The following is a 23,914-nucleotide window of genomic DNA, read 5'->3' on the forward strand; positions in this document are numbered from 1 at the left end:
CGGCATGCTCCGGAAATCGCTGTCGGGCGGCGGTTCGTGGCCGTGCGCCGGGGCAGCTCGCTGGTCCGACGGGCCCGCGGCTTGACCAGACGCATCCGCCCCGCGTCTCACATCTCGGCACGGGGTGAGTCGTCGAAGAGCCCTGCGGCATCAAGCTCGTCGAGGAACTGCACGAAGCGCTGGCTCTGGCCGGCCGTGAGTTCAACGCCTGCTTCGATGTGGCCGTGCAAGCCCCACGACGTGAGGTTCGCGGTGCCGAGGTAGCCGTGCACGTTGTCGCGGATGACGAACTTGGCGTGCAACATGGTTGGCCGCGCGCCGACGAACCATCGGACCCGTACCGGCCCGGCAGATCGGAGCGTCGCAAGCCGTTCTTGCAGGGGCGCGAGGTAGTCGCGCTCCGGTGTGTTCACGTAGACGGTGGTTGCGATTCCGCGCACTTGCACCGCTGGCAGGAGCACGTCATCAAGGAGTTCGAAGCCTGCTTCGTTCCAGAACGCGCCGCCTATCGCGAGACTGGTAGTCGCCTGTCGGATGACGTCGAGGACGAACCCGTCGAGACGCTCGCGGTCAGCGAGCGGGACGGTGCCCGGCGGCGCGGAGAGCACAAGACGTGCATCGGGAAGCAGTCTCGGCGATGGCATCGTGCCGTTGGCGAGGATCTCGCACACGACAACGAGCTCCGCTACGCGCCCGGCGGCAGGAACGCCAGACTCGGTCATGACGCCGGCGCCAATGAGCTCTGCGCGTGCGGCGAGGCGGCGGTCGTCGTGCCCGCGAAGGAGAACGTGCGGGTCCCCTCCGAGGAGCTCGAGTGCGAGGCGCGTCGCGCCGTGGCGGCTGCCAGCGATCTCAGCGAGCAGTTCAGCGACTGGGACGAGGCCGACGAGGCCGTTCACGGCACCGGCTGTTGCTGCGTCCACAGCCAGAAGCGGCGGAGGAGTCGTCGGTCGAGATCGGCGTTCCAGGTGCGACATCCGAATGAGAGGTGCAGGCACCGGTCGCACGCGGCGTGAGGTCGTTGTGACGATACGTGTGAGCACATGGGATCGTTGTCGCAGTGGTTCACGTTGTCGGCTGCACTGAGTAACCAGGGCGCGAGCCGCCTGCGCAGCACAGTGTCGAACGCGCCGAGCGTGAAGTCGTTGTACGACGCGACATAGATCGCGGTCGTCATCGCATCGGTGACGATCCATTCGGCGAGGCTGGCCTCGCCGAAGCCAGTCTGGCCGTCGTCGAGCGCGCGCAACAACGCGTGAGATGCGGAGTGAACGAGTCGCCGCGTCTTGCCCGCGGCGTTGTCGCCTCCGATTGCCGGATCGCCGGCCAGGAGTTGCGCGACCGCGAGCTTCGCATCCCGGCTCGAAGCCGGGACCGGTCCCGCGGCGTCACCCTCGTGCACCAGGAATCCGAGGACAGCACGAGCATCGAACGTCACGAGGAGTGCCTCGGTGTCCGCCGGTACGGCGAAGATTGGCGTCTTGCCGTTGTAGCGACGTGGTTGGGCATAGCTGCGGAGGTTGGAGTTGCCGGGCGTCCGATCGCATCGGCTGTAGCCGTAGCTCGCGACGACGATCGGGAATCGCTGCGTCATCGAGATGTCCTCGATGCCGAGCAGCGCCATCGTTCGCGCGGTGTGGTCCGCGATCGTTCGTGCGGGACCCGTCGCGCCATCGCGTAGTTCCACGAAGCTCTTGCGGTCGTCGATGATGTTGCGGTCGAAGAGGCCGGCGCGTTCGACCATCGAGCGTTGCCCCGCAACTGCGATGACATCGGGATGGACGGATCCGGCAATGGCGGCGACACCACTGGTTGCCGGGCCCTGGAGGGCGCGTACGTTCGCGATGACCGACTCGTCGACGCCACTGGCGCGCAGCGCCTGCTCCTGTGTCGCCCACTCGGCAGCGGTCATGCGCTGGCCGCCACCTGGTCGCTCGAGTTCTGTGAGTGACACGGCGAGCTCGGTCTGATCGCCAAGCCATGAGGCGAGCGCGGCGAGACCACGCTCGGAATGCCGCTGCAAGTTGTCGTAGGTCTGTCCCGAGATGTTGATGATCGTGAGCGTCTGCGGCAGCCAAACGCGCTGGTCGCGCGCGGTGTAACCCTGCCGGTACGGCTGACCGCCACCCCGTGCGTAGCGCCCGCAGTCGCACGGTGTGAATCGTGTGCTGATCGCTGCGCCACATTGCCGACAGCGCCACGACGAGGACCGGAACGACCCGAGGTCCTCAAGGTACATGTGGTCGGGGATGCCGCAGTTCGGGCACCGCTGTGTGTGCAGCGGTTGCATCGTCCCACAGTTGTGGGCGGTGAGGTACCGCAGCTGCCGCATCTTCGAGTTGCAGTGCGGGCACCTGACCTTGCCGGTCGCGTTGGTGTCGGTAAGTAGCTGATCCTGCTGGAACCATCGCTTTACGCGACGGCAACTTGGATTCGCACATTCGAACGTCAACGGGTACACGTCCCATGACACCTCTTCGGGTTCGATGATGGTGTACTCGTCGGGATTGGAGCGTGGATCGGGAATCCCGATCTGGTCCGGCAGCCACTTGTCGAGTTCGACGGCAAGCTCTTCGAGGAGAACGGTGCGGTTCAGGTCACCGACACGCGGGCCCGTGATGTGATGCACCTGTGCGATGAACCCGTCCTCGTGCGGAAAGACCGCGCCGGGGAGGTAGCGGTACAGCACCTGGGTGGTCGAACGCTTCATGGTCGTCTCCTGTCACCCGTGTAGGCGAGCGATGATCTGGCCGGCACGGCTTCCGCCGGAAAACTCGACGGGCGGATTGACGTCGCGCAGGCTCGTCATTGCCGGGGTCGTGAACAGGTCCGTAAGCCATTCGGCCTGCCATTGCTGCATGCGTTGCCGTTCGACGTTCTCCCACCGGTCGAGCGCGTCGTCGACGAGCTTCTGTTCGTCGACGACCATCGCGGGGTCCTGAACCGGACATCGGTACGCGCGCTCGATGCGCGCTCGTAGGTGCGGAATGAGAGCCGCGGCGTTGGCGTTCCACCACGGCCGGAACTTGCGCGTCGTTGATATCTCGTCGATGCTCGGCCAGTTCGGGTTGCGGGTCTCGTCCCACAACAGTGCGCTGACGATGCCCGGAAGCGTGCGTTCAACCGCGCGTGTCGCGAAACGGTTTACCGGAACGGGCGCGACCATCCGCTCGAGTGCGGCGTGCGTTGTCGCGAAGCTCTGGTACATCGAGGTCTCGCGACGGTTCGCTCGGTCGAACACCGACACGACGAGCCCAACATGGGTGCGACCTGCCCGTGCGGTCACCTGGATGTAATCGGCGTAGGTCGGCGGCATGCCGGCGAGGACTTCGAAGTTCAGCCGATCTAGGTCGACGCCGTGCGAGATGACGGACGTTCCGACGAGCGCGCGGATGCGTTGTGCACGCGCTGTCGCGGATGTGTCTGCTTGGATCGCGGCGACGGCGGCGGCGAGTTCTCCGAGTGACGTGTCGCCGATGAGGTATTCGCTGCGTACGGGGTCGGATCCTTGGTTGATCAGCTTCTCCGACAGCCGGTGGATGTCGTCGTGCACGACGACACCGTGCGCCTTGCTGTTGACGAAGGCGAGGGCGAGTTCGTAGTCGAAGAGCATCGCCCTCGCCTCGGTCGGCGACGCGGTGAATCCTTCGGCGGCGAGCGCCGCGATCAGCGGCGTCGGGTCGTCGGTGAGGCAGTGCACGTCCTCAACGAGCTGGGCGGTGATCGACGCGGCCAGGTCGACCTTGACAGTGCCGCCACCCGCCGGAAGTACGCCGAGGTAGATGCGACGAATGTCGTCGACGACCTCGGTGTAGAACGACTTGCGGAGCGTGGGGCCACCGACAGGGAACATGCGCGGCTTGCGCCCGTACACCTGTGAAAGCTGGTCCTCGTATTGCTCGATGGTCGCGGTTGCGGCGATCACCTTCGATGGTTCGTTGCCCACTCCGGCGGCGAGCTCCGCGACGAGCGTGTGGTAGTGGCCTGCGAATACGCCGAGCTCTTCGCGCACGAGGTGCAACTCGTCTTGGATCCACAGTGCGGGGGTCGGGTCGTAGAAGCCCGAGGGAGACGTGTGCGTGCTCGGGTCAACTGCACAGCCCTTTGCTATGCAGGCCTTGTGCGTATACCAACCGTGCTGAGGACAGCGCCGACGGGGCCCGTGGTTGATAGCGGTAAGCTGCCCGTTGCGTGCGAACGCCGTGATCTTGTCGACGGTGGACACGATGACGGCCGGTTGGTATCGCGTGACTTCCTCGTCGCTCGAGTGGATCGCGAGCACGTGCCCGCACGTTCGGCACACGTGGAGAAGTCGCTGGTCTGCGAGATCGACGTCGAGGCCAACACTGTCGCCTTGGCCGCATGACGGGCATGCGCCGACGAGCCGGCGTTCGTCGCGTTCGGCCTGCGACCGCTTGGCGAACTCATCGATCCCGTCCCACCAGCTGTTCGGATCGTTGTAGCCGAGACGGTTCGGCGTGTTGCCCGATCCGACGAAGTAACCGAGCACGAATGGGTCTCCAGGAAGACTTCCCGCGGCCCGGACCGCTTCCGCATGATGGAGGATCTCGTTGATGCGTGCGAGTTGCTGAACGGAGAGCATGCGCAGCGGGAACAACAGCCAAGCCGTCGTTCCGCGCTCTTTGTCCCGCAGCCGGTCGAAGAAGAGCGCGACGGCGATGAGTCCGAGGTACGCCTCGGTTTTCCCGCCGCCGGTCGGGAACCACAGGACGTCGACCGAGTCGATCTCGTTGCGCAGACGCGTATCGGTGCGGCTTTCGCGAGCGGCGAGCGCTCCGAGTTCGGAGACGATGAAGACGAGCTGGAACAGGCGCCAGGCACCGGTCGGACCCTTTGCCGCCGCGAAGGCGCGGTTCGCGAAGATGAAGGCACGGTCGAGGCGTACGTCGCTGCGCAGGAGGTCGCACCCGAGCTCGTACCGCTCGACTTCTGCTTCGAACTGCTTGCGCAGCTCCTCGAGCTGGTCGTGCTCATGTCCGGGGTTGGGTGCCGCGCTGAAGTCCCAGGTGCGCAGGAATGAACGCATGGCCGACCCGATCGCCGCCAGCGCGCTCTGGTATCCGGCCTCAAGCGTCGCGAAGCGCAGATCGATGCCGTGGTCGCTTGACTCGGCAACGTGCTGCGCGTGCAGCGGCAAGGTCTCGGCGACGATCGTTTTCGGCGTGTCGCCAGGCATCGCAACGCAACCCCGGCCGCGCCCAACGACGGTCGCAACGTCGGCGTAACGGACATCGTCCTTCGCGAAGCCGAGCCGCTGCGGGACGACGACACCTGCGCCGGCGACGGTGACGCTCATGCGCGTGTCGTAGACCGCGAGGTCTTGCAGCGCACGCTCTGTGAGCACGCGTGCGTTGGTAATCGAGACTGACACGGCGATGTCACCGTTCGGCGTCGGCGCGGTGGTGACCGTGAGCTGCGGCTGCGGCCACAGCGGGTTCCAGCTCGTGTCCCGCCGCCCGTTGAGGGCCTGCCGATAGTCGGCTTGGGTGCCGAGCGCGGCCGCGACGGGCAGCGTCTGGTTGTTCGTCAGCTTCCACAACGCGTCGGGGTTCGTGTAGTGCGCCGTGACGGCTGATCTCGTGTCCGCTTCGAGTGGGTCGCCGCCGGGAATCGCGTCACTTGTCACCATCACTTCGCCGGCCTGCACCGGCGCGCGGATCGTGAAGGTGACATCGCGATTGTCGCGAACCCACGTCGGATTGACTGGAACAGTTGGCCGCCGGCGACGGTTTCCTCCGCCTGCGCTCGCGGCAGCGGCGCGCACTTGGGCTTCCGTATTGATGTAAGCGAAGTCCGGAACGAGCGGGTGGTACAGCGCGAACGCGACGTGCACGTCGAGCTCGACCTCCACGACACCGCTCGCGATTACGAAATCGAGTCCGACGACGCCTCGGTTCTCGACGGGAGGTGCGACAGCCGGCTGCCCGGCACCCGCCGCGCCAGCGTCGGTATCCCCATCGCCGTCGTCGCCACTCGTGCCGCTCCCCGCACCGGCCGCCGGTGGGGGTGTGTTGATGGTGGCGCCGAGAACGCCGATGCGCACCTGCTGGTCGGGTGTCCACGGGAACGCGTGGGTCGTGCCCGTCCTGTCGGTCAGCGCCTCGATCGTGTTCGCGAGCAGGTGGTGGACGAGCACCTGCTCACGCCGGTTCGTCGCTTTCTGTCCGGCTCCGGCGAGCGGCAACAGGGTCGACGGCGCGCTCGCGCCAGGCACGATGGTCATGGTTCCTCCCGGGTGGAATCAAACGGTCTGGCCGGCCACCGATCCGCTTCGAGCGTGTCGGCCCGACCCCAAGGGTCTGCTGAGGGAAGGTTGTGTTGTGTGCCGCGTCGCGGCAAAGGCAGTGAACCCGAAGCCCGACGTCGGTGTCAACGATTTCCGACGATCGCGTCATCGGACCCGTCCCGCGATGTAGGCGGGTATCTCGCGCGCTTCGTCAACGCCGGTGACGGTCGATATCACGAACTCGTCGAGGAGTTCGTCGGCGACAGGGCCGACAAGATCACGCAGCCGAGCGACGGTGTCGTCGCCACGGCCGCCGGCGACGGCGGCGACGAACCGGCCGAGCGTCCGGTTCAACGAGCGCAACGCGTCCGCGACCGCGTAGATGAGGTTGAGGTCCGGGCACGGCCGGTGCGCAGCGCGAAACACGGCGCGCACGTCTTCGGGCTCGCGCGGCGCGATAGTGGTCCCGTTGGCCGACGCACCCAGCTGGCTGGGCGCTTCCGCACCGACGTTCGCGACACGTTTGACGGCTTCACGTTGTGTCCGCGAACTGGCTATCACGGCGCGCGCGGCAGCACGCAACTGGCTCAGGATGAGGTCGAGCGATTGGACATCGGCGTTCGACCTGCTGGCCGCGACCAGCCGAGCGTGGATGGAATCGGTGCCCTCTCCGGCCGGGACAACGATCGAGTCACCGTCTTGGAGCTGCGCGACCGGGCAGTGCTCGGGCCCGCCCGCGGTGACACGCACGACGGGCGTGGCGCCGTCGCCATCATCGATGCACCACCATGTGCGTCCGTCGGCAAGATGAACGGGCACGCACATGCGAGCGCTCGCGCCCCCGCTGAGCGTCGTTGTCGACACCGGCTGTTCCACCTCGTCAGGCGGATCGAGCGCATCGGTTGCACTGTCGAGTACCTGCGCGAGAGATAGTCCCGGCACCTGCAACGTGGCCACCGCACGAGCTGGTGCTGCCTCGCCGCTCGCAGCGACGGGCGACACGAGTGCATCGGGCGCGGGCGCGTTGAGTACGCGCGCCAACGCGCGATCCCAGCCAGATGCGGTCGCGGCCCATCGTTCGCCCTGGCGCGCCAGAATTGCTTCTTCCGCTGCGTAGACGAGCACGTGCGTTGTTGGTGCCTCGATACCGAGAAGCAACGAGAACAGCCATGGCGGCGGTGGACTGGTCAGGACTTGTGCGTCGACATCGCCTGCGGCGACACGCTCCTTGAACGTGCCAATGCGTACCCTGGCCTCGATGCGGTCCCAGAGCGCGATCTGCGCCTCGGTTCGCTCGCCGGTCGAAAGCGACGTGCGCGTCGCCTCCGCGGCCGCGCGCGAGTGGCAGCGAATGAGGATGGTGCCGCTCGTCGTGCGCTCGAGCTGGTCGAGAACGCGCCACAACGCGAGCAGCTTGGGATTGTCCTCCTCGAGCGCACGCCACAGCGCGCGGGCCGCCGCCTTCAACGCGCCGAGGTTCGCCGTTTCCCAGGAGCGCCAGTTCGGCGGCAACGTCGCGGTCGCCCGATCGAGGAGCCGAAGAGCGGGAAACTCGCCCGGACGCGGGTTGTACGTACATGCGGTCTTGTAGTCGGCTACACGCGCGGCGAGCCGCGAGCCGTTCCTGACGAGCTTCAACGGGACGTCGAGTTGTGGCGGCGGAGGCCCGTTCGGCTTCGCTGCGATCGCCTCGAGAGCGCGAGAGACAGCGTCGTTCGCAGCCTCACCGACGACACGGTGCAGCGACACTGACGTTGGCGAGAGCCACAAGATGCTCTGGCTCGAAAGTGTGCTGGGCGGACACACGCCACGGTTGAATGTGGCAACGAGATCCTGCGCGAGAGGCTGCGTCACGGCGAGAACAAGGGGTACGAGCCCAGCGTCGGAAACGGTCTTGACAAGCCCGTCGTCGCCGAGATCGCCGATCACGGCGATCGCCGCCGCGCCCTGCTGCAGCGCCCATTCGAGCGCACGCGTCCGCGCGACAGGATTCTCGACTGATGTGGCGTCGACCACGACCAGCGGCGGGCTGCAGGTGATCGACGGCTGGCCGATGCGGGTGTTGTAGTACAGCAACGAGCGGTCGACCGGCCGGGCCTCGCTCCCGATCAGCGGCTCGGCGGACCCGGCGCGCGTGAGCCGATGCGCAGAAAGCGGGTTCCCATCGGCGAGGCCCATCCGTCGCCGGTTCCGCACGGCGAGCGACCGAAGCTGCGATACGAGGTCGACGTCGAACCCGACGAGCACGACCGGCCCACCAAGGTCGGCCGGGGGCTGGCGGCACAGCAGGTGGCTCATGATCGCGAGGAGAAGCGCCACGCGGTGTTTCGCTCGGGGCAGTTGCACGACAGCGACACGGCCGAGTGCCGGGTCGAGGAGCAGGCGTCGCGTGAGGGCCATCAGCATTTGATCCACGGGCGAAACCGCGACGTCGACCTGGCCGTCGATGAACGTGGCGTTCGCGAGCTCCTCGAGCGGCGGGTCGGACCGGTTTGGCAGGAGCGCGTCGACAATCGATTCGGCTGAGGGCGGTACGGCGGAGCCGGCGGCGCGAATGGTCATCTGGGCGCCTGTCTCGCGTAGTCCCGCATCTTCTGTACAGCCACTGTCATGTCCCCGGACGACGCCGTAGCGCGAAGGGCGCGCACCGGGTCACCTGCGCAAACGGTACAGGTGGGCTGGGACAACATGCCCGGGCGACCGTGCGCTGCGCACAGTCGCGCCGCACGGGTTTCTCCCAGTGCGGCGCTGCCCTTTGCCGTATGGATGTGTAGGCTTACACGCGTGGACCGGCCGGGACCGAGACTGCCGCCTACTCCGCGATGCCGTCAGGTATGAGGTCGCTGGCGTCTTGCGGGACTGGGTACACCTCGATGCCGGTCACGGTGACCCAGCGCAGCAGGTTGCCCGCGGACGCGAACGCTTTGCCGTTGAACTTGCGGGTGACGGTGGCGCGCCGCTCGCTGGTGCGCTGGGCCAGGTAGCCAATGGGGTCGCGTTGGTGGCCGGTGTCTCGGCACCATGCTCGGATCTGCCGACGATTCGCAGGTCTCGCTGCTCGCGGTCCTCGATGTGTCGCCGAAGCGCGCGCCGGCCGGCGTGATGGGCAACGAAGTGGGATGGGTACGGCCGGTCACTGCAAGCGGCCCCGATGCGGCCCTGCCGTCACTCGTTGGTGTCGTCGTCGTCCGCGGCGGCTTCCTGCGACCCAGCGACTTGAGCCACTAGCAGGGTGCTCAGAATTTGATCGTACGTGGCCCCTACGACGCTCCTCCTCAGAGCTGGACCACGGCCGCCGACCGGCGTCCCTGCGGCTACGGCGTGTGCGCCAAGCCGCCACTCAACCGGGCCTAGTTGCACGGCGTCGGACTTCGTCGGCAAATGCCGGGACACCGCCCCGCTCGAGGGCATCAAGGATCTGGGGAAGCGTTCTCGGGGCTCGGCGGTTGGCGGCTGCCTGTCGCGACAACTCGTCGACCACTGCGCCGGGGGCAAGGTCGAGCAGGTCGAGGAGGAAGGTGTCCGGGTGGATGACCTCGACTGCGTACGGCTCGATGCTGTGGTCGGGGAAGTCGGTGGTGTTGAAGGTGACGATCGCTCCGGCGTTGGCTCGCACCGCTGACGCGAGGACATGCCGATCCTTCGGGTCACACGTCAGCCCGTCGATGAGCGCCTGGTATCCGGTCACCTCGGCGTCCGGGAACGCGGCGGTCATCTGGCCGAGCAGGCGGTCGACTACCGACGGGTCGACCACCTCCGTCAGGTTGCGCCGCAGCTCCTCGACGATGTCGGCCGACCACAGGGCGCGGTAGAACCCGCGTTCGGTCAGGCGGAGCAAGGTGTCTCGCAGATGCGCCGGGTACAGCACGCAGGTGTCGAGCACCGCCGCGAACGTCACGACGGCTCAGCGGGTGCACTTGGGGGTGGCGGTGCGTTCGTAGAGGTCGGCCTCATCGGCGATCTCGACCATCCGGTCGAGCGCCGCTCGACGCTCGACCGATGCCCGCTCGCGGTAGGCGAGGACGTCGGCGAGGCGGACCCGGCGGTGACGGCCGGGCTGTTCGAAGGGGATCTCACCGGATTCGAGCAGCTTCACCACCGTCGGCCGGCTCACACCCAACAGATCGGCAGCCTCCTGGGTCGTGAGTCGCTGATGGACCGGTGCGATCGTCACCGCCTGTCCCTGGGCCATGGCCTCGACTACATCGCGAAGCACCTCGAGCACCTTCGGGGGCAGTACCAAGTGCTCACCGTTCGGGCCTGACAGGGTCGTGGTCGGCTCCGCTCCAAGGCCGTCGAGCATCGCCGCCAACGCCTGCAACGGCTCAGCCGGGGGCAGCACGGTTCGTTCGATCGTGGACATCGCCACTCCGGTCCTCCTTCTCGACCTTCAAGACCGTACCGCCAATTCGAAAGATTCGCAACCAGCAAGGTGGCGGTCCAATCCCGGCCGTGGCCGAGATCGCGCCAGGTCGATGCGTTCCCTCGACTCGGCCGACAGGCCCTCCAGCCTTCCTACCTGCACTTTCGCGAGGCCATGAGGGGCGGGGCGTCACCAAAAGGGCGGTGTCTACCGATCGTTTCTCCGTGTTCCGATCGCGGAACCGCACGTCCACAAGGAGGACAACCACCTGCGCCACACCCACGGCAGCCTTCTCATCAAGGAGGGCGTCCCGGTGAAGGTCGTCTCCGAACGGCTCGGCCACGCTCAGATCGCCCACACGATGCAGACCTACCAGCACGTCCTGCCCGGCATGCAAGCCGCCGCCGCCGACACCACCGAGCGCCTCGCCAACCCTCGACCGGGAACCACGACCCCACCGAAGAGGACTCCGACGAGGAAGACCACGCCGAAGAAGACCTCTCCGGACAAGGCCACAGCAAAGGAAGGCACGCCAAAGAAGGCTGCAGCCAAGAAGGCCACGAAACCGGCTCGGAAGACGCCGGTGGAACGTCGTGGGAACAACCGGAGGAAGGCCGCCTGAACCGGTAGAACGCCCTCCTCAAGGACGAAGGCCCAGGTCGCTGACCTGGGCCTTCGTGCTGAAGCTGGTGGCGGGGGCGGGATTTGAACCCGCGACCTTCGGGTTATGAGCCCGACGAGCTACCAGACTGCTCCACCCCGCGGCGTGGGAGGGACTGTACCAACGGTGGCGTGGACCTTCCAACCCCGTGCCGGCGACCGGGCGAGATCGTCGACGGAGGACCGGCTGCTTACCGGGCTGCGGCGGGTGCGAGCAGCGTGGTGAACACGGCGACCAAGTCGCGTTCGACCTCGTCGCGAGTGGCGTGACCGGCGAGCCACGTGGTGACGCCGCCGACCAGCGCACCTTGCGCAACGCCGGCCACCACTTTGGCTCGGTCGCGGTCGAGGCCGTGGAAATGGGTGAACACCTCGATCACGAACGGCACGCCGGCGGTGCCGGGGTCGGCCACTGCCGCGACGGTGGAGCCCGGCGCGGTGAGCGCGCCGAGCACTGCGGCCCGCCGGCCCATCTCCTCGAAGTAGGCGTGGATGCTGGTGCGGATCAGGTCGTCGCCGGGGCCCGCTGCCTCGAGTGCCCGCCAGGCCGCCCGCCCGAGGGCCTGGGTCTCGCGTCGGTACAGCGCGACGAGCACAGCATTGCTGTTGTCGAAATGCTTGTAGGGCAACGCTTTGGACACGCCGGCCTCGACCGCCAGACGCTCCATGCTGAGCGCGGCAGCGCCGTGCTCCACCAGGATCTCGGCGGCCGCGTCGAGCAGCTGGTCGCGGCGCTCGTCGGCGGGCAGGCGCGACCGCGTGGTCGCCGTGGGCACGATCAGGCCCGCACGAGGTCGCGGAAGTTGCCCTCGTAGAAGGCGTCGCGCGCGGCGGCATCGGTGCCGTGCTCGTCGAACGCTCGCTCGAAGCGGCCGATCGGGTCCTTGGTGCCCTCTGGGTGGGGGTAGTCGCTGGAGAACAGGTACAGCTCGGGGCACGACAGGGCGATGAGGTCGGCCACGTCCTCGCCGGGGAACGGCGTGAAACGCACTTGGCGGCGCAGGTACTCCGACGGGGTGAGGCTGAGCTCGGCGAGCATCGGCTCGGTGCGGCGGAACATGCGGGCCGTCGAATCGAGGCGCGACAGCAGCGACGGCACCCACGAGGCGCCCATCTCGATCACGCCACAGCGCAGGTCGGGGAAGCGCTCGAACACGCCGTCGAGCACCATGGCCGTGAGAAACGTCTCGGCTGCGTGGTGCACCGAGGGCAGGTCCTTGGCGCGCAGGTTCTCGCCGCCACCGTGGAGGTCGACGGGCCGCGGGCGACCATTGCGGTGCCAGCCCTTGGAGATGCCGCTGCGACCACCGCCGATGTGCAACACCACGGGCACGCCCGCATCCTGCACGGCCGCCCACACTGGGTCGTTGTCGATGTGCGCCGGCGACCGGCCCGACGACGGCGCGTGGAGGAGCCACAGCGCCCCGCAACCGAGGTCGAGCGCCTCGGCGAGCGCCTGCAGCGAGCGATCCGGGTCGTTCAGCGGCAAGAAGCCCACACCCAGCAGCCGGGCGTCGCTCCCACAGAAGTCGTGCATCATCCGGTTGTGCGCGCTCGCGCCGCCGTAGACCACGTCGAGGTCGTCGCTGAACGCGAACAGGCCGAGCGAGAACGTCGAGAACACGAACTGCGACTGGAACCCCAGCAAGTCGAGGGCCCGCGACCTTTCCGACGCGTCCATGGCGCCCAGCGCCACCCAGCCCTTCGCCGACGCGATCACGTCGTCCTCGAGCTGCGCGGTGCGCGCCGCGTCGCCGATGCGCGCCTCGCCGGCTGCAATGGCCTTCGCCGCGCCCGCGCCGCCCTTGTCGAGCACGCGGCTCATGTCGGGGAGCTTGGCGCGGGTGGCTTCGTCGGCGTGGTCGCGCAGCCAGTCGAGGCCTTCCATCAGGTGGCTGTCGGCGTCGTGGATGACCGGGCGGTGTGCGTAGACCATGGCTGCTCCCCTTGGGACCTGCGCGGGTAGGTCGCCCGAGTCGCGGGTCACGGTTCGATTCGCCAGGCCGCTCCTCGCGAACAGGCGCCGTGTTGATGGGCCGGCGCGCCCATCGGCTCGCCCCTTGGGCTGACCGCCACAAGTTACGGTTTCTCACCTAGGGCGTCAACAGGTCGACCGCGCCCGTCAACCCCGTCCACACCCGCACCCGGGTCGCGGCCACCGCGCCGGGGAAGCGTCGGCCGCGGTGGGCCACGTGTTGCCGATCCTCGCGGGCCCGGCGCGTCGATCAGCGCGGCTCGAGCACGAACAACGGGATCTGACGGTCGGTGCCGGCCTGGTAGCTGTCGTACGCGGGCCACACCTCGACGGCCCGAGCCCACCACGTTGCCTTCTCGTCGCCCGACGCCTCGCGCACGGTGAGGTCGTGCTTCGTCTCGCCGTCGTGCACGCGGGCAACCGGGTTGGCTCGGAGGTTGTGCACCCAGTTGGGGTTCGTCGGCGCACCGCCTTGCGAGCCGATCACCACGTACGTGCCGGCCCCGTCGGTCACGCGCACCAGCGGCGTCTTCCGGACCTTGCCCGACTTGGCACCCAGCGTCCACAGCACGATCCACTCGTCGCCGACGATCTCACTGGGCTCGGCGCCGTTGGTGCGCTCGTACCGCTCGACCTCCTTGGCGATCGGCTCCCACGGGCTCGGCTGGTACTCACCATCGAAGTTCGCCATTGCAGTCCCTTCCGGGCGGTGACGGTCGGGTCGGTACCATGCCGCACGGTGATGGCATGAGCGAAACGCCCGACAGCAGTGCCGTTCGCACGGCCTTGTGGCGCGCCCTGCACGTGCAGGTCGACCCGCCGCCACACCTGATCGCCGACGAGATCGGCCTGCAGCTCGCCGACCCGCCCGACGGGTGGCAGGCACGTGGCGACATGCACCCCCAAGGCACCGGCCCGTACCGGATCGGGATCGTGGCGCGCACCCGCTTCGTGGAAGACGTCGTGGTCGACGAGCAGATCGGCCAGTACGTCTTGCTCGGGGCAGGGCTCGACACGTTCGCGCAGCGCCACCGCGACCTCGCCGATCGGGTGCACGTGTTCGAGATCGACGATCCCGGCACGCAGGCGTGGAAGCGGCAGCGGCTCGACGACCTCGGCTACGGGGTGCCCGCCAACCTCCACCTCGTCCCGGTCGACTTCGAGACCACCGGCGACTGGTGGGGCTCGCTGCTCGCCGCCGGCTTCCACCCGACGGCGCGAGCGCTGGTGTCGTCGAGCGGCGTGTCGATGTACATCACCAAGGAAGCCACCGGCGCCACGCTGCGGCAGCTCGCCGCGATGGCACCGGGCTCGGTACTGGCGATGACGTTCATGGTGCCGCTCGAGCTGGTGGACGCCGCCGAACGCCCCGGGCTGGAGGCCGCGGCGCGGGGCGCGGAGGCATCGGGCACACCGTGGATCAGCTTCTACACACCCGGGGAGATCGTGGCCCTCGCCGACGACGCAGGATTCGCCGCAACCGAGACCGTCACCACCGTGGAGATCGCCGACCGCTACCTGGCCGGCCGCTCCGACGGCCTGCGAGCGGCGAGCGGCGAGCGCATCCTCATCGCCCGCACCTGACCTCGATCCAGGACCTCCTCGCGACACACCTCGCCGCCATCGACGGCAGCCCGGGTCGTCGGCGGTGGCACGTGTAGCTCGTTTCGTGTCGGGTCAGGCGGACCGTTCGGCCATGCACACCACCAGTGACTTGGGGGCCCACGGGTCGAGGCACGCGACTCCGAGCGGTTCGAAGTGTCGGGCGTTGCGGGTGACAACGATCATCTGGGCGGCTTGGGCGACGGCTGCACTTCAGCGCGTCGTCGAGCGGGGTGTGTTCGGGGACCCGGTACGCGGCCAGGATGCGGGCGGCGGGCAGGTCGAACGGCAGCACCCGGTCCACGAAGGCGGGCAGGTTGCGGATCAGGAGCTTCCATCGCGACCGAAGCGCCCAGAGCTGACCCGTGAGGTTACTGATCTTTCCCTCGGTCGCGTCCGGGTAGCCGCTCCTGACGAGGGCGTGCACCTCGTCGCGGGTCGATGCGCCTGACAGGTCGGCGACCTCGTGGAAGCCACCTCCGGCAAACCCTCGAAGGCGTCTCGTTCGCCAGCTCTGCCGGCACGGGCTAACCCTGCGCGAGGTTCGGTTGCTTCGTCATGCGTCACGATCGACCTCCACGCCGATGCCTTGGAGGGACTCGGCGAGTTCGGTGAACTCGGCGAGGGCGGCTTCGAGGTCTTCGACGATCTCGGCTGCGATGACACCGGGGGCGGGGAGGTTGTCGGTGTCTTCGAGGCTCTCGTCACGGAGCCAGAAGATGTCGAGGCTGGCCTTGTCGCGGGCCACGAGCTCGTCGTACGTGAACCGGTGGAACCGCTCGGTCTCCTTGCGTTTGCCACGCTTTCCGGCCTTGTAGCAGTCGACGAAGTCGTCGAGGTCGGAGCGCCGCAGGGGGTTGGTCTTGAGGGTGAAGTGGTGGTTGGTTCGCAGGTCGTAGATCCACAGATCCTTGGTCCACGCCGTGTCGGAGCCCGGTTTGCGGTCGAAGAACAACACGTTGGCCTTCACGCCCTGGGCGTAGAAGATCCCGGTCGGCAGGCGCAGCAGCGTGTGCACATCACACTCGTGCAGCAGCCGTCGACGGATCGTCTCCCCTGCCCCACCCTCGAACAGGACGTTGTCGGGCACGACCACCGCAGCCATGCCACCAACGTTGAGCAGCGTCTTGACGTGTTGCAGGAAGTTCAGCTGCTTGTTCGACGTCGACGCCCAGAAGTCGTCGCGCACCACGGTAAGGCTCTGACGCTCGGCTTTGCCCTCGGCGTTGATGATCTGGACCGACGACTTCTTGCCGAACGGAGGGTTGGTGAGCACCATGTCGAACCGCTCGCCCGGGTCGGCCCGCAGCGCATCGTCGACGTGAACAGGGCTGTCGGACTCGGGCGACTCGATGCCGTGCAGCAGCAGGTTCATGGCGCACAGCCGCGCGGTGTTGTCGACGATCTCCCAGCCGGTGAACAGCCCCGAGCGCAGGTGGCGCTTCTGATCGGGGTCGAGGCTGGGGTTGTGGCCGAGGATGTAGCTGAACGCTGCGAGGAAGAAGCCGCCGGTGCCGCACGCGGGGTCGCAGATGCGCATGTCGGGCCCCGGCTGCATCACGTCGACGATGCCGGAGATCAGCGCCCGCGGCGTGAAGTACTGGCCCGCTCCCGACTTGGTGTCGGCAGCGTTGCGCTCGAGCAGCCCCTCGTAGGCATCACCTTTCACGTCGGCGTCGAGCATCATCCACGACTCGCCGCCGATCAGGTCCTTGATGAGCCGCTCGAGCTTGGCCGGATCCTGGATCCGGTTCTGCGCCTTGCGGAACACCACGCCCAGTAGGTCGTCAGTGCCGCCGAGGTGGTTGAGGATCGCGAGGTAGTGCGCCTCGAGCTTCTCGCCTTTGCGCTCCAGGAGCGACGACCAGTCGTAGCCCTCGGGCACGATCCGCGGCAGGCCGAGTTGGTGCTGCTCGTCGGCCATCTTCAGGAACAGCAGGTAGGTGAGCTGCTCGAGGTAGTCGCCGTACGACAAGCCGTCGTCGCGCAGGATGTTGCAGTAGTTCCAGAGCTTGTCGACGATCACCTTGGTGTCGCTCACTACATCGCTCGTTTCAGGAATTGATCGAACAGCGGCACGGTGAAAGCGGTATCGCCGTGCGCCGGGCTGTAGACCATGCCCTTGTTAATGAGGCTCGCGCGCCTCGGACCGACCGATTCCACCCGGACGCCGAGTTGTGCCGCGACGTCGCCCGACCGGTGTGGACCTGGGCCGAGCTCGGCCATTGCCCGGAGATACCGCTTCTCGGATGGTGTGAGCCGGTCGAATCGAACGGCGAAGAAGTTTCGGTCCAGATGACCAAGCACCGCCGGCGTGACCTGCTCCACGACCTCGATGCCGACCGGACCATGTGCGGCTCCGTTCCACAGGTGATAGCCCCATTCCTGGAGGAAGTAGGGGTAGCCCTGCGCATGCGCCACCAAGGCATCCAACGCGCGATCGTCAACCTCCACACCCTCCGCCGCGGCAGGCGCTCGAATCGCCTCACGCGCGTCGTCGTGCCCGAGGGAGCCGACGGACGGAAACTCGAACAGACGCTCCGCGTAGGACTTCGCGTCGCCGGCCAGCCCGGGCAGCTGCGGCAGCCCTGCGCCTACGACCACAACCGGCAAGTCTTGTTGCGTCGTTCGGTGGATTGCGGTGATGAGCGCGGCCAGCTCCACCCCCGAGAGGTATTGGACCTCGTCGACCGCGAGCAGCACGCCGCTGTCCGCCTCCGCCGCGGCGTCTCCAACTGCAACCAACAGGTCGGTGATGTCGTCGACCAGCTCCCCGCTGTCTGCCTGACCAGCGAGCGCGTCCACATCGATCGACACCCGCGCGCCGTCGGGGAGCTGCAGTGAGAAGCTCTTCAACACTCGCAGCGCCCGCAGCACCTTCGCACCGCGTCGACGGGCGTTGTACGCAAGCAAGACCCGGCGGAGGCGCCCGGCAAGCAACGTGCGAAAATCGCCCGACTCCGGGGCCTCGATGAAGCCCACCTCGAAGCCCTCCTCGACGCCGATCTCGGTGAATCGGTTGAGTAGCACCGTCTTCCCCACGCCTCGGAGGCCGATCGGCATGACGCTCTTGCCCGGCCGGCCAGCTCGAGCGCGCTGTGCCGTGACCCTGAAGTGGCGCAGCAGCTCGTCACGTCCGACCAACGCCGGCGGCTGTGTGCCAGCACCTGGCCGGTAGGGATTGGCTGCCTCATCCATCCTGATGGATCTTACCGCATCTTATGGTTCTTATCGAGAGGTGGGTAAGGTCGGTCAAACTCCGGCAGGCCGCGCCTGCGACCTCGCCGCCCTCCGCGTGCGTTTGGTCGGCTCGGCCGCGGCCCGTTCGGCGCGGATCCGGTCGAGCAGCACCGACGCCGGCTCGTCAGTGGGGTCCTGCGGCACGAGCTGGCCGGAGAATGCGGCAGCCAAGATCGAGCGACGAAGGACCCGAGCACGGAGCCGCGCATGATCTATCACCTCGAGGACTCGCGTCTTCACGTCGCCCGCCTCCTGCAGTGCACCCATGATCGCCTGCTGCTCAGATCTCGGCGGCGCCGGAATTGGGAGCTGCTTCAGCGTGCCGAGGTTGATCGAGGCAAGGTTCGTCGTCTGCTTCCCGTGCGCCTCGAACCAGGCTCGCCCCCACGTGTTGGCGTGGGTGGAGACGAAGTAGGGGTCAAAGGCGTCGTTCAGGCGGGCCCGGAACACATGGTTCTGATGAATGCAGTCAGAAACCTGACCCTCCCAGACCCAACCGCGCCCGAGCTTGTCCCGGTCGCCACCCTCGTTGAGCAGGACGTCACCCGGCTCGAGACGTAGCGCCTCGGCCTTGTCGGGATGGACATGAATCGTCGTCACATCCGAGAGGTCGAGTCGCCCACGCTGCACGTTCGCGACCCGCAGGTAGGGCACCTCGACGAACGACGCATCGGATTGCCGCTTCGAGTCCTTCGTCACACCACCCTTGATCTCCGCGATCTCTCCGAGGGTCGTCCAGGGCCAACCCCCCGCCTCGAAGGCCTGGCGGACCCGCACCCGGTCGAGAACTCGCACGCGGTGCTCGGCACGGGTAAGAGCCGTCTCGGCAGCGTCGAGGCGGGAAAGGTGTTCCTCGATGGCGGCGACGATCCGCCCCTGCTCAGCCAGAGGCGGCAGTTGGACGGGGGTCGAGTCGAAGTTGCCCTTGGTGATGTGGACCATGCCAGAGCCGTGCGTCCGATCCTGAAGGGACGCCAACGTGTACTCGAGCAGCCACCGATGAAACGCTGGGTCGATTCGGCTGTCGACTTTGAAGATGTGCTGATTCAGGACCGCTTCCGGGCCATGCCACAGGAAGACGCCCAGGGTTGCCGCCCACGACACCAACAAGTCGCCGTCTCTGACGATGTGTCGCTCCTCGGCCTCGCCGGCGTAGTAGTTGAATTCACCGCCTGAGCCCGTCAAGTTCTGAATTCGGATGATCGGCCGACCGCTTTCCCGCCACTCGGACTTCTTGAATCCTCGGCCGTTCAGGTAGCTACCGATTTCGCCGAGCGTTGCCATCGCCCATCCTGTCGGCAACTCGCTCATGCGGCGATGGCTTCGGTGAGGTCGGACAGGATCGTGTCGAGGTCGTCGCCGAAGAGTTGGCGGGCCTTGCCGAGGCCGCCGCGCTGGCTGAAGGGCGGGTCCTGGAACTCGAGTGGTTCGATCGACAGCGATGCGGCGAGGTGGTCGCGGATGAGGGTGAGCCACTCGAGCTGCTCGGCGCTGAAGACCCGGCCGGTGTTGCGCTGTTGGAGGAGCCAGGCGTCGAACCGTTCGCACACCAGATCGGGGAACGGGGTGAGCTCGTCGCTGTCGCCGAGGGCGAAGCGCACGAGGCTCACGATGTTGGTGAGCACCGTGCCGGCCGAGCCGCGCACCTTCGACGCGTCGAGCGTCTCGTATGCCTCCCACAGCCCTTCGGGGGTCCAGCGGTGCGGCGGCTTGCCGATGGCTTCGGCCAGCTCCTTCACGTCGCGATAGGTGAGGCGTTTGGCGTACGGCCGGCTGTAGAGCACCTCGAGCGCGGTGATCTGGTCGCGGTGCTCGTCGAGGAACTCGCGGAACGACTCGACGGTTGCGGCCGCCCGGGCGCGGGCATCGACGGAGAACTCCGCACGGGTGACCTCGTCGACGCTGATCTCGTCGATCATCTGGTCGATGCTGCGTTGCACGTTCACCAGCGCGTCGCGCAGCTCGGCGTTGGAAGCAAGCGGCTTGACGGCCTCGTCGAACAGCGCCTTGCGGGCCTGGTCGATCTCGGCGCCCGTTGGCTCGCTGTTGCCCGAGGCGATCTGGGCGGCGGCGCGTTGGCGATCCGGGTCGATCGCGTCGACCAACCCGTGCTCGATCGCTTTGAGCGACTGGCCGGCGAGCGCTTCGAGCGCGTCGCGGTCGGCGGGGGTGATGCGGCCGTCGATGCGGGCCAGGCGCGACGCGAGCGTGGAGACGAGATCCTCCGATACCTGCCCGAGCGCGGCCTGGTGGAGGAGCTTGTCGAGCGACACGCCTCGTTTGCGTTCGAGCGGGGTGGTCTCGATGAGCTTCGTTTCCGTGACCCCTACCGCGTCGACGAGCACGAAGCGGTCCTTGTGCGTGGCGTCGGGCGTGACGACCTGGAGGTCGCTGTCGGCGATCGTGCGCACGCCGCGGCCCTTCATCTGCTCGAAGAAGTTCCGCGACCGCACCATCCGCATGAACACCACCATCTCGATGGGCCTCACGTCGGTGCCGGTGGCGATCATGTCGACCGTCACCGCGATGCGCGGGTAGTAGCTGGTGCGGAACGCCTGGAGCAGGTCTTCGGGCTTGGCCCCGTCGGACGACTTGTACGTGATCTTGGCGATCACATCGTTGCCCTTGCCCAGCTCCTCGCGTGCGATGCGCACGATGTCCTCGGCGTGGCTGTCGTCCTTGGCGAAGATCAACGTCTTCGGGATGTGCCGCAGGCGGCCGTGCTCGTCGACCTCGCGGTCGGGGAACATCGCCGGGAGGTTGTCGCGGATGGCGCGGATCACCGTGCGGATCTGGTCTTTCGCCACGACGCGCTTGTCGAGCGCCTTCTCGTCATACGTGAGATCTTCGTCGACCTCCTCGAGGCGCTCCTGGCGGGTCTCGCGGTCGCGGAAGGTGGTGACGTAGCCCTGGCCGCCCTCGATCGTCGACCCCTGCTCGGTGATCGCGGTCGACAGGCGGAACACGTCGAAGTCGACGTTCACGCCGTCGGCCACCGCCTGAGGGAAGCCGTACTCCATCACCAGGTTCTGGTTGAAGAACCCGAACGTCTGCTTGCCCGGTGTTGCCGTGAGACCAACGAGGAACGCGTCGAAGTACTCGAGGACCTGGCGCCACACCCCGTAGATCGATCGGTGGCACTCGTCGACGATGACCACGTCGAACGCTTCGATGGGCAGCGCCGGCTGGTAGTCGACCTCCACGGCGCGGGGCGGAGCGAGGTCGAAGCTCGATTCCTCGTCGAGCTCATCGGCCAGCTCCGCGTCGCCCCGCAACATCGAGTACACGCGCTGGATCGTGCCGATGCACACGCTCGCCACCGGGTCGACCTTGTTGTGGGTGAGGCGCTGCACGGTGTACAGCTCGGTGAACTTCCTGCCTGAGCCCGGCACCTCGTAGCCCTGGAACTCCTTGAGCGTCTGGCGGCCCAGGTTGCCCCGGTCGACCAGGAACAGGATGCGCTTCGCCTGCGCTTGGCTGATCAGCCGCTCACAGATCACTGCCGCGGCGAGGGTCTTGCCCGAACCGGTGGCCATCTGGATCAACGCCCGGGGCCGGTTTGCCTTCAGCGAGGTGTCGAGCTTGCGAACAGCTTCGACCGAGGCCGGCCGCAACCAGGTGGGGATGCCCTCGGTCGATTCGATGGCCGGGATGCGGGCCCGCAGGGAGCCGCCGCCGTGTCCGATGTGCTCTTCGACCTCGCGCTCGAACGTGGCGGGCTGATGGAACCAGAAGACCCTCCGGGCGGTGGGCTCGGGGTCCATGTGGCAGGTGAACCAGGTCTCGTCGCCCGTCGACTCATACGCATAGGGCACGCAGCGCACCGTCGAGCCGTCTTCCCGTTCGCGGTCGACGAGGTAGGCCGGCAGCTCGTCGGGCACGTTCGTCTGGTACTTCACCGTCTGCCACTCGACGCCCGACAGGGTGGTCCCCTGCTTCTTCGCCTCGATCACCCCTACGGCTTGGCGGTTCACGAACAGCACGTAGTCGGCTGGACCCGCGTCGGTGACCAGCTCACGAACCGCCACACCCGTGCCGGCGTAGAGGTTCGCCGCCTTGTAGTCCTGCACCGCCCAACCCGCGGCCTCCGGCATCGCATCGATGCGAACACGCGCGCGCTGCTCGGGCAGCAAACCGTCCATGTCGTCGGAGCCCATCCCAGCCAGAGAGTACGGGACTCGCGTACGCCCGGCCCGTGACCAGAGGTGACGGCCAGTACCGGACGCGGGTTACAGCCCCGCCGCGTTCACGTCGGCGACCAGGTCGAGGAGGTGGGCGAGGCCGGCGAGCTGGTCGTCGAGGGTGTCGCCCATGGGGTTGACGCGCAGCTCGTCGACGCCGCAGGCGCGGTACTCGAGCAGGCGGCGTCGGATCTCGTCGGGCGGGCCGATCAAGTTGGTGCGCAGCCCGATCTCGAGCGGCACGGCCGCCCGGGCCGCGTCGCGGTCGCCGGCGCGCCACAACCGCTGCACCTCCGCGACTGCGTCGCCAAGACCCTGCCGGCCGAACGCCTGGTTGTAGAAGTTGGTCGAGGCCGAGCCCATCGCCCCGAACGTGAACGCGTAGCCAGCCGCGTGACGCCTGCCCGCCTCCTCGACGTCGTCGGTGATCTCGCAGCTCACCGCCACGGTGATGTCGACGTCGTCGATGGTGCGGCCCACGGCGGTCGCGCCCGCGGCGATCTCGTCGAGGAAGACGTCGGCGTGCTCGCACAGGAACGAGTTGCCGATCCACCCGTCGGCCAGCGCGCCGGTCATGCGGAGGTTCGCCGGGCCCAGCGACGCCACGTAGATCGGCACGTCGACGGGCCGCGCCGCCACCCGCAGCGCCTTGCCCTCGCCGCCCGGCAGGGGAAGCTCGAACACGTCGCCGTGGTAGTCGACCCGCTGGCCCGACGTCGCCAGGCGGATGATCTCGATCGTCTCACGCGTGCGGGCGACGGGCTTGGTGAAGCGCACGCCGTGCCAGCCCTCCATCACCTGCGGCCCGCTCGTGCCGACGCCGAGGACGAACCGGCCACCGGACAGCTCCTGCAGCGACAGCGCCGACATGGCGAGCATGGCCGGCGTGCGGCTGCCGAGCTGCACGATGGCCGTGCCCAACCGGATCGACCGCGTGACTTGCGACAACGCACCGAGGGGGGCGAGCGCGTCGTGGCCCCAGAACTCGGGCAGCCACACCGTGGCCGCGCCGAGCTTGTCGGCCTCCACCACGTAGTCGATCATCCACGGCATCTGAGGGGAGGCCGTGACGCCGACGCGGAACGTCACGCTCGGCCCTCAGCGATGGCGCGGATGCCTTCGACGGTTCGCGCCATGTTGCCGTGGTGCTCGACGAGACGGTGCCGGAGGATCCGGGGTTCTTTGTCGGGCATCGACTCGATGGCCATCGTGATCCCCGACGGGCCGGGCCCGATCGACGCCGAGTAGCGAAGGCGGGTTCTGGCCCCTTCGGGCGTGAGGTCGAAGCGCCAACGTGAACCAGGGTTCGAGCGGTCGATGGTGGACCAGGCGAACGACCGGTTCGGTTCGTGGACCTCGACGAACGCCGCGACTTCCCACTCCCCGATCGCCTTGTGGCGGTTACGGCCGTTGAACACGGCGCCCACCGCAGGCCGGTCGGTGCCGACCCACGACGCCCCGAGGAACTCGGTGGAAAACCGGGCGGGAAGCGAGATGTCGGTCACCAGCGCGAACACGCGCTCAGGCGGTGCGTCGATCACCACTTCGACCCACGTGCCGGGCTCGTCGGCGAGCCGGATCGGGTCACTCGGCCCCGAGCCGAACGTGAGAGGGATCTCCGGATCTGTCCCGTCCACGGCTGCACT

General features: G+C 67.7%; 18 protein-coding genes and 1 tRNA gene. 3 read left to right on the forward strand and 16 right to left on the reverse strand.

What is annotated here, in order from left to right; all coding sequences use genetic code 11:
* Positions 1 to 107: 107 nt before the first annotated feature.
* From VHA73_16470 to VHA73_16485, 4 genes are all read right to left on the reverse strand, one after another.
* A complete protein-coding gene (locus tag VHA73_16470; protein ID HVX19619.1) occupies positions 108 to 899 on the reverse strand; it encodes a phospholipase D-like domain-containing protein in 792 nt (263 codons plus the stop codon).
* Positions 896 to 2,710, reverse strand: a complete 1,815-nt coding sequence (locus VHA73_16475) for a zinc ribbon domain-containing protein (protein ID HVX19620.1) — start codon at positions 2,708 to 2,710, stop codon at positions 896 to 898. Before VHA73_16475 ends, VHA73_16470 begins: the two co-directional genes overlap by 4 nt.
* Positions 2,711 to 2,722: 12 nt before the next feature.
* Entirely contained in the window at positions 2,723 to 6,244 is a 3,522-nt protein-coding gene (locus VHA73_16480) for a helicase-related protein (protein ID HVX19621.1), read from the reverse strand.
* Positions 6,245 to 6,412: 168 nt separating this feature from the next.
* A complete protein-coding gene (locus VHA73_16485) occupies positions 6,413 to 8,809 on the reverse strand; it encodes a hypothetical protein (GenBank protein HVX19622.1) in 2,397 nt (798 codons plus the stop codon).
* A gap of 459 nt (positions 8,810 to 9,268) precedes the next feature.
* Here VHA73_16485 and VHA73_16490 point away from each other — a divergent pair, with 459 nt between their 5' ends.
* Positions 9,269 to 9,475 (forward strand): hypothetical protein, encoded by a 207-nt coding sequence (locus VHA73_16490; GenBank protein HVX19623.1) that lies wholly within the window; start codon positions 9,269 to 9,271, stop codon positions 9,473 to 9,475.
* 112 nt (positions 9,476 to 9,587) lie between these two features.
* On the opposite strand, the gene VHA73_16495 is transcribed toward VHA73_16490, so the two are convergent.
* Together VHA73_16495 and VHA73_16500 are read right to left on the reverse strand one after the other, a co-directional pair.
* Positions 9,588 to 10,145, reverse strand: a complete 558-nt coding sequence (locus VHA73_16495) for a PIN domain-containing protein (protein HVX19624.1) — start codon at positions 10,143 to 10,145, stop codon at positions 9,588 to 9,590.
* A gap of 6 nt (positions 10,146 to 10,151) precedes the next feature.
* Complete coding sequence (locus VHA73_16500; GenBank protein HVX19625.1) at positions 10,152 to 10,610, reverse strand: helix-turn-helix domain-containing protein; 459 nt, start codon at positions 10,608 to 10,610, stop codon at positions 10,152 to 10,154.
* A gap of 268 nt (positions 10,611 to 10,878) precedes the next feature.
* Here VHA73_16500 and VHA73_16505 point away from each other — a divergent pair, with 268 nt between their 5' ends.
* Positions 10,879 to 11,232 carry a tyrosine-type recombinase/integrase gene (locus VHA73_16505; protein ID HVX19626.1) on the forward strand — a complete coding sequence of 118 codons (354 nt, stop codon included), beginning with the start codon at positions 10,879 to 10,881 and terminating at the stop codon, positions 11,230 to 11,232.
* 65 nt (positions 11,233 to 11,297) lie between these two features.
* On the opposite strand, the gene VHA73_16510 is transcribed toward VHA73_16505, so the two are convergent.
* From VHA73_16510 to VHA73_16525, 4 genes are all read right to left on the reverse strand, one after another.
* Positions 11,298 to 11,374: transfer RNA gene (locus VHA73_16510), tRNA-Met, on the reverse strand.
* An 87-nt stretch (positions 11,375 to 11,461) separates the two neighbouring features.
* Positions 11,462 to 12,046, reverse strand: a complete 585-nt coding sequence (locus VHA73_16515) for a TetR/AcrR family transcriptional regulator (protein HVX19627.1) — start codon at positions 12,044 to 12,046, stop codon at positions 11,462 to 11,464.
* Between the two features lie 2 nt (positions 12,047 to 12,048).
* A complete protein-coding gene (locus VHA73_16520) occupies positions 12,049 to 13,206 on the reverse strand; it encodes an amidohydrolase family protein (GenBank protein HVX19628.1) in 1,158 nt (385 codons plus the stop codon).
* 289 nt (positions 13,207 to 13,495) lie between these two features.
* The gene (locus VHA73_16525; protein ID HVX19629.1) at positions 13,496 to 13,936 is read right to left on the reverse strand and encodes a nitroreductase family deazaflavin-dependent oxidoreductase; all 441 of its coding nucleotides are present in this window, start codon (positions 13,934 to 13,936) and stop codon (positions 13,496 to 13,498) included.
* A gap of 56 nt (positions 13,937 to 13,992) precedes the next feature.
* Here VHA73_16525 and VHA73_16530 point away from each other — a divergent pair, with 56 nt between their 5' ends.
* Positions 13,993 to 14,829, forward strand: coding sequence for a class I SAM-dependent methyltransferase (locus VHA73_16530; protein HVX19630.1), 837 nt, complete (start codon positions 13,993 to 13,995; stop codon positions 14,827 to 14,829).
* A gap of 574 nt (positions 14,830 to 15,403) precedes the next feature.
* Here the strand turns inward: VHA73_16530 and VHA73_16535 are convergent.
* From VHA73_16535 to VHA73_16560, 6 genes are all read right to left on the reverse strand, one after another.
* Positions 15,404 to 16,888 (reverse strand): class I SAM-dependent DNA methyltransferase, encoded by a 1,485-nt coding sequence (locus VHA73_16535; protein ID HVX19631.1) that lies wholly within the window; start codon positions 16,886 to 16,888, stop codon positions 15,404 to 15,406.
* On the reverse strand, positions 16,888 to 18,045 hold the full coding sequence (locus VHA73_16540; protein ID HVX19632.1) for an ATP-binding protein: 1,158 nt from the start codon (positions 18,043 to 18,045) through the stop codon (positions 16,888 to 16,890). Before VHA73_16540 ends, VHA73_16535 begins: the two co-directional genes overlap by 1 nt.
* 54 nt (positions 18,046 to 18,099) lie before the next feature.
* Positions 18,100 to 19,398, reverse strand: a complete 1,299-nt coding sequence (locus VHA73_16545) for a restriction endonuclease subunit S (GenBank protein HVX19633.1) — start codon at positions 19,396 to 19,398, stop codon at positions 18,100 to 18,102.
* Entirely contained in the window at positions 19,395 to 22,244 is a 2,850-nt protein-coding gene (locus VHA73_16550; protein HVX19634.1) for a type I restriction-modification enzyme R subunit C-terminal domain-containing protein, read from the reverse strand. Before VHA73_16550 ends, VHA73_16545 begins: the two co-directional genes overlap by 4 nt.
* Positions 22,245 to 22,316: 72 nt before the next feature.
* Positions 22,317 to 23,312 carry an LLM class flavin-dependent oxidoreductase gene (locus VHA73_16555; protein ID HVX19635.1) on the reverse strand — a complete coding sequence of 332 codons (996 nt, stop codon included), beginning with the start codon at positions 23,310 to 23,312 and terminating at the stop codon, positions 22,317 to 22,319.
* Between the two features lie 41 nt (positions 23,313 to 23,353).
* On the reverse strand, positions 23,354 to 23,905 hold the full coding sequence (locus tag VHA73_16560; GenBank protein ID HVX19636.1) for an SRPBCC family protein: 552 nt from the start codon (positions 23,903 to 23,905) through the stop codon (positions 23,354 to 23,356).
* Positions 23,906 to 23,914 lie beyond the last annotated feature (9 nt).

This window comes from Acidimicrobiales bacterium (assembly GCA_035547835.1).
In the GTDB taxonomy this organism is placed as follows: Bacteria; Actinomycetota; Acidimicrobiia; order Acidimicrobiales; family Iamiaceae; genus DASZTW01.

What these genes read in the sequence shown, in the direction of transcription:
- VHA73_16485 (HVX19622.1), bottom strand. Translation starts at nt 8,809, where the DNA reads ATGACCATTCGCGCCGCCGGCTCCGCCGTACCGCCCTCAGCCGAATCG.
- VHA73_16545 (HVX19633.1), bottom strand. Translation starts at nt 19,398, where the DNA reads ATGAGCGAGTTGCCGACAGGATGGGCGATGGCAACGCTCGGCGAAATC.
- VHA73_16550 (HVX19634.1), bottom strand. Translation starts at nt 22,244, where the DNA reads ATGGGCTCCGACGACATGGACGGTTTGCTGCCCGAGCAGCGCGCGCGT.
- VHA73_16500 (HVX19625.1), bottom strand. Translation starts at nt 10,610, where the DNA reads ATGTCCACGATCGAACGAACCGTGCTGCCCCCGGCTGAGCCGTTGCAG.
- VHA73_16540 (HVX19632.1), bottom strand. Translation starts at nt 18,045, where the DNA reads ATGGATGAGGCAGCCAATCCCTACCGGCCAGGTGCTGGCACACAGCCG.
- VHA73_16530 (HVX19630.1), top strand. Translation starts at nt 13,993, where the DNA reads ATGAGCGAAACGCCCGACAGCAGTGCCGTTCGCACGGCCTTGTGGCGC.
- VHA73_16475 (HVX19620.1), bottom strand. Translation starts at nt 2,710, where the DNA reads ATGAAGCGTTCGACCACCCAGGTGCTGTACCGCTACCTCCCCGGCGCG.
- VHA73_16525 (HVX19629.1), bottom strand. Translation starts at nt 13,936, where the DNA reads ATGGCGAACTTCGATGGTGAGTACCAGCCGAGCCCGTGGGAGCCGATC.
- VHA73_16520 (HVX19628.1), bottom strand. Translation starts at nt 13,206, where the DNA reads ATGGTCTACGCACACCGCCCGGTCATCCACGACGCCGACAGCCACCTG.
- VHA73_16480 (HVX19621.1), bottom strand. Translation starts at nt 6,244, where the DNA reads ATGACCATCGTGCCTGGCGCGAGCGCGCCGTCGACCCTGTTGCCGCTC.
- VHA73_16555 (HVX19635.1), bottom strand. Translation starts at nt 23,312, where the DNA reads ATGATCGACTACGTGGTGGAGGCCGACAAGCTCGGCGCGGCCACGGTG.
- VHA73_16490 (HVX19623.1), top strand. Translation starts at nt 9,269, where the DNA reads ATGCTCGGATCTGCCGACGATTCGCAGGTCTCGCTGCTCGCGGTCCTC.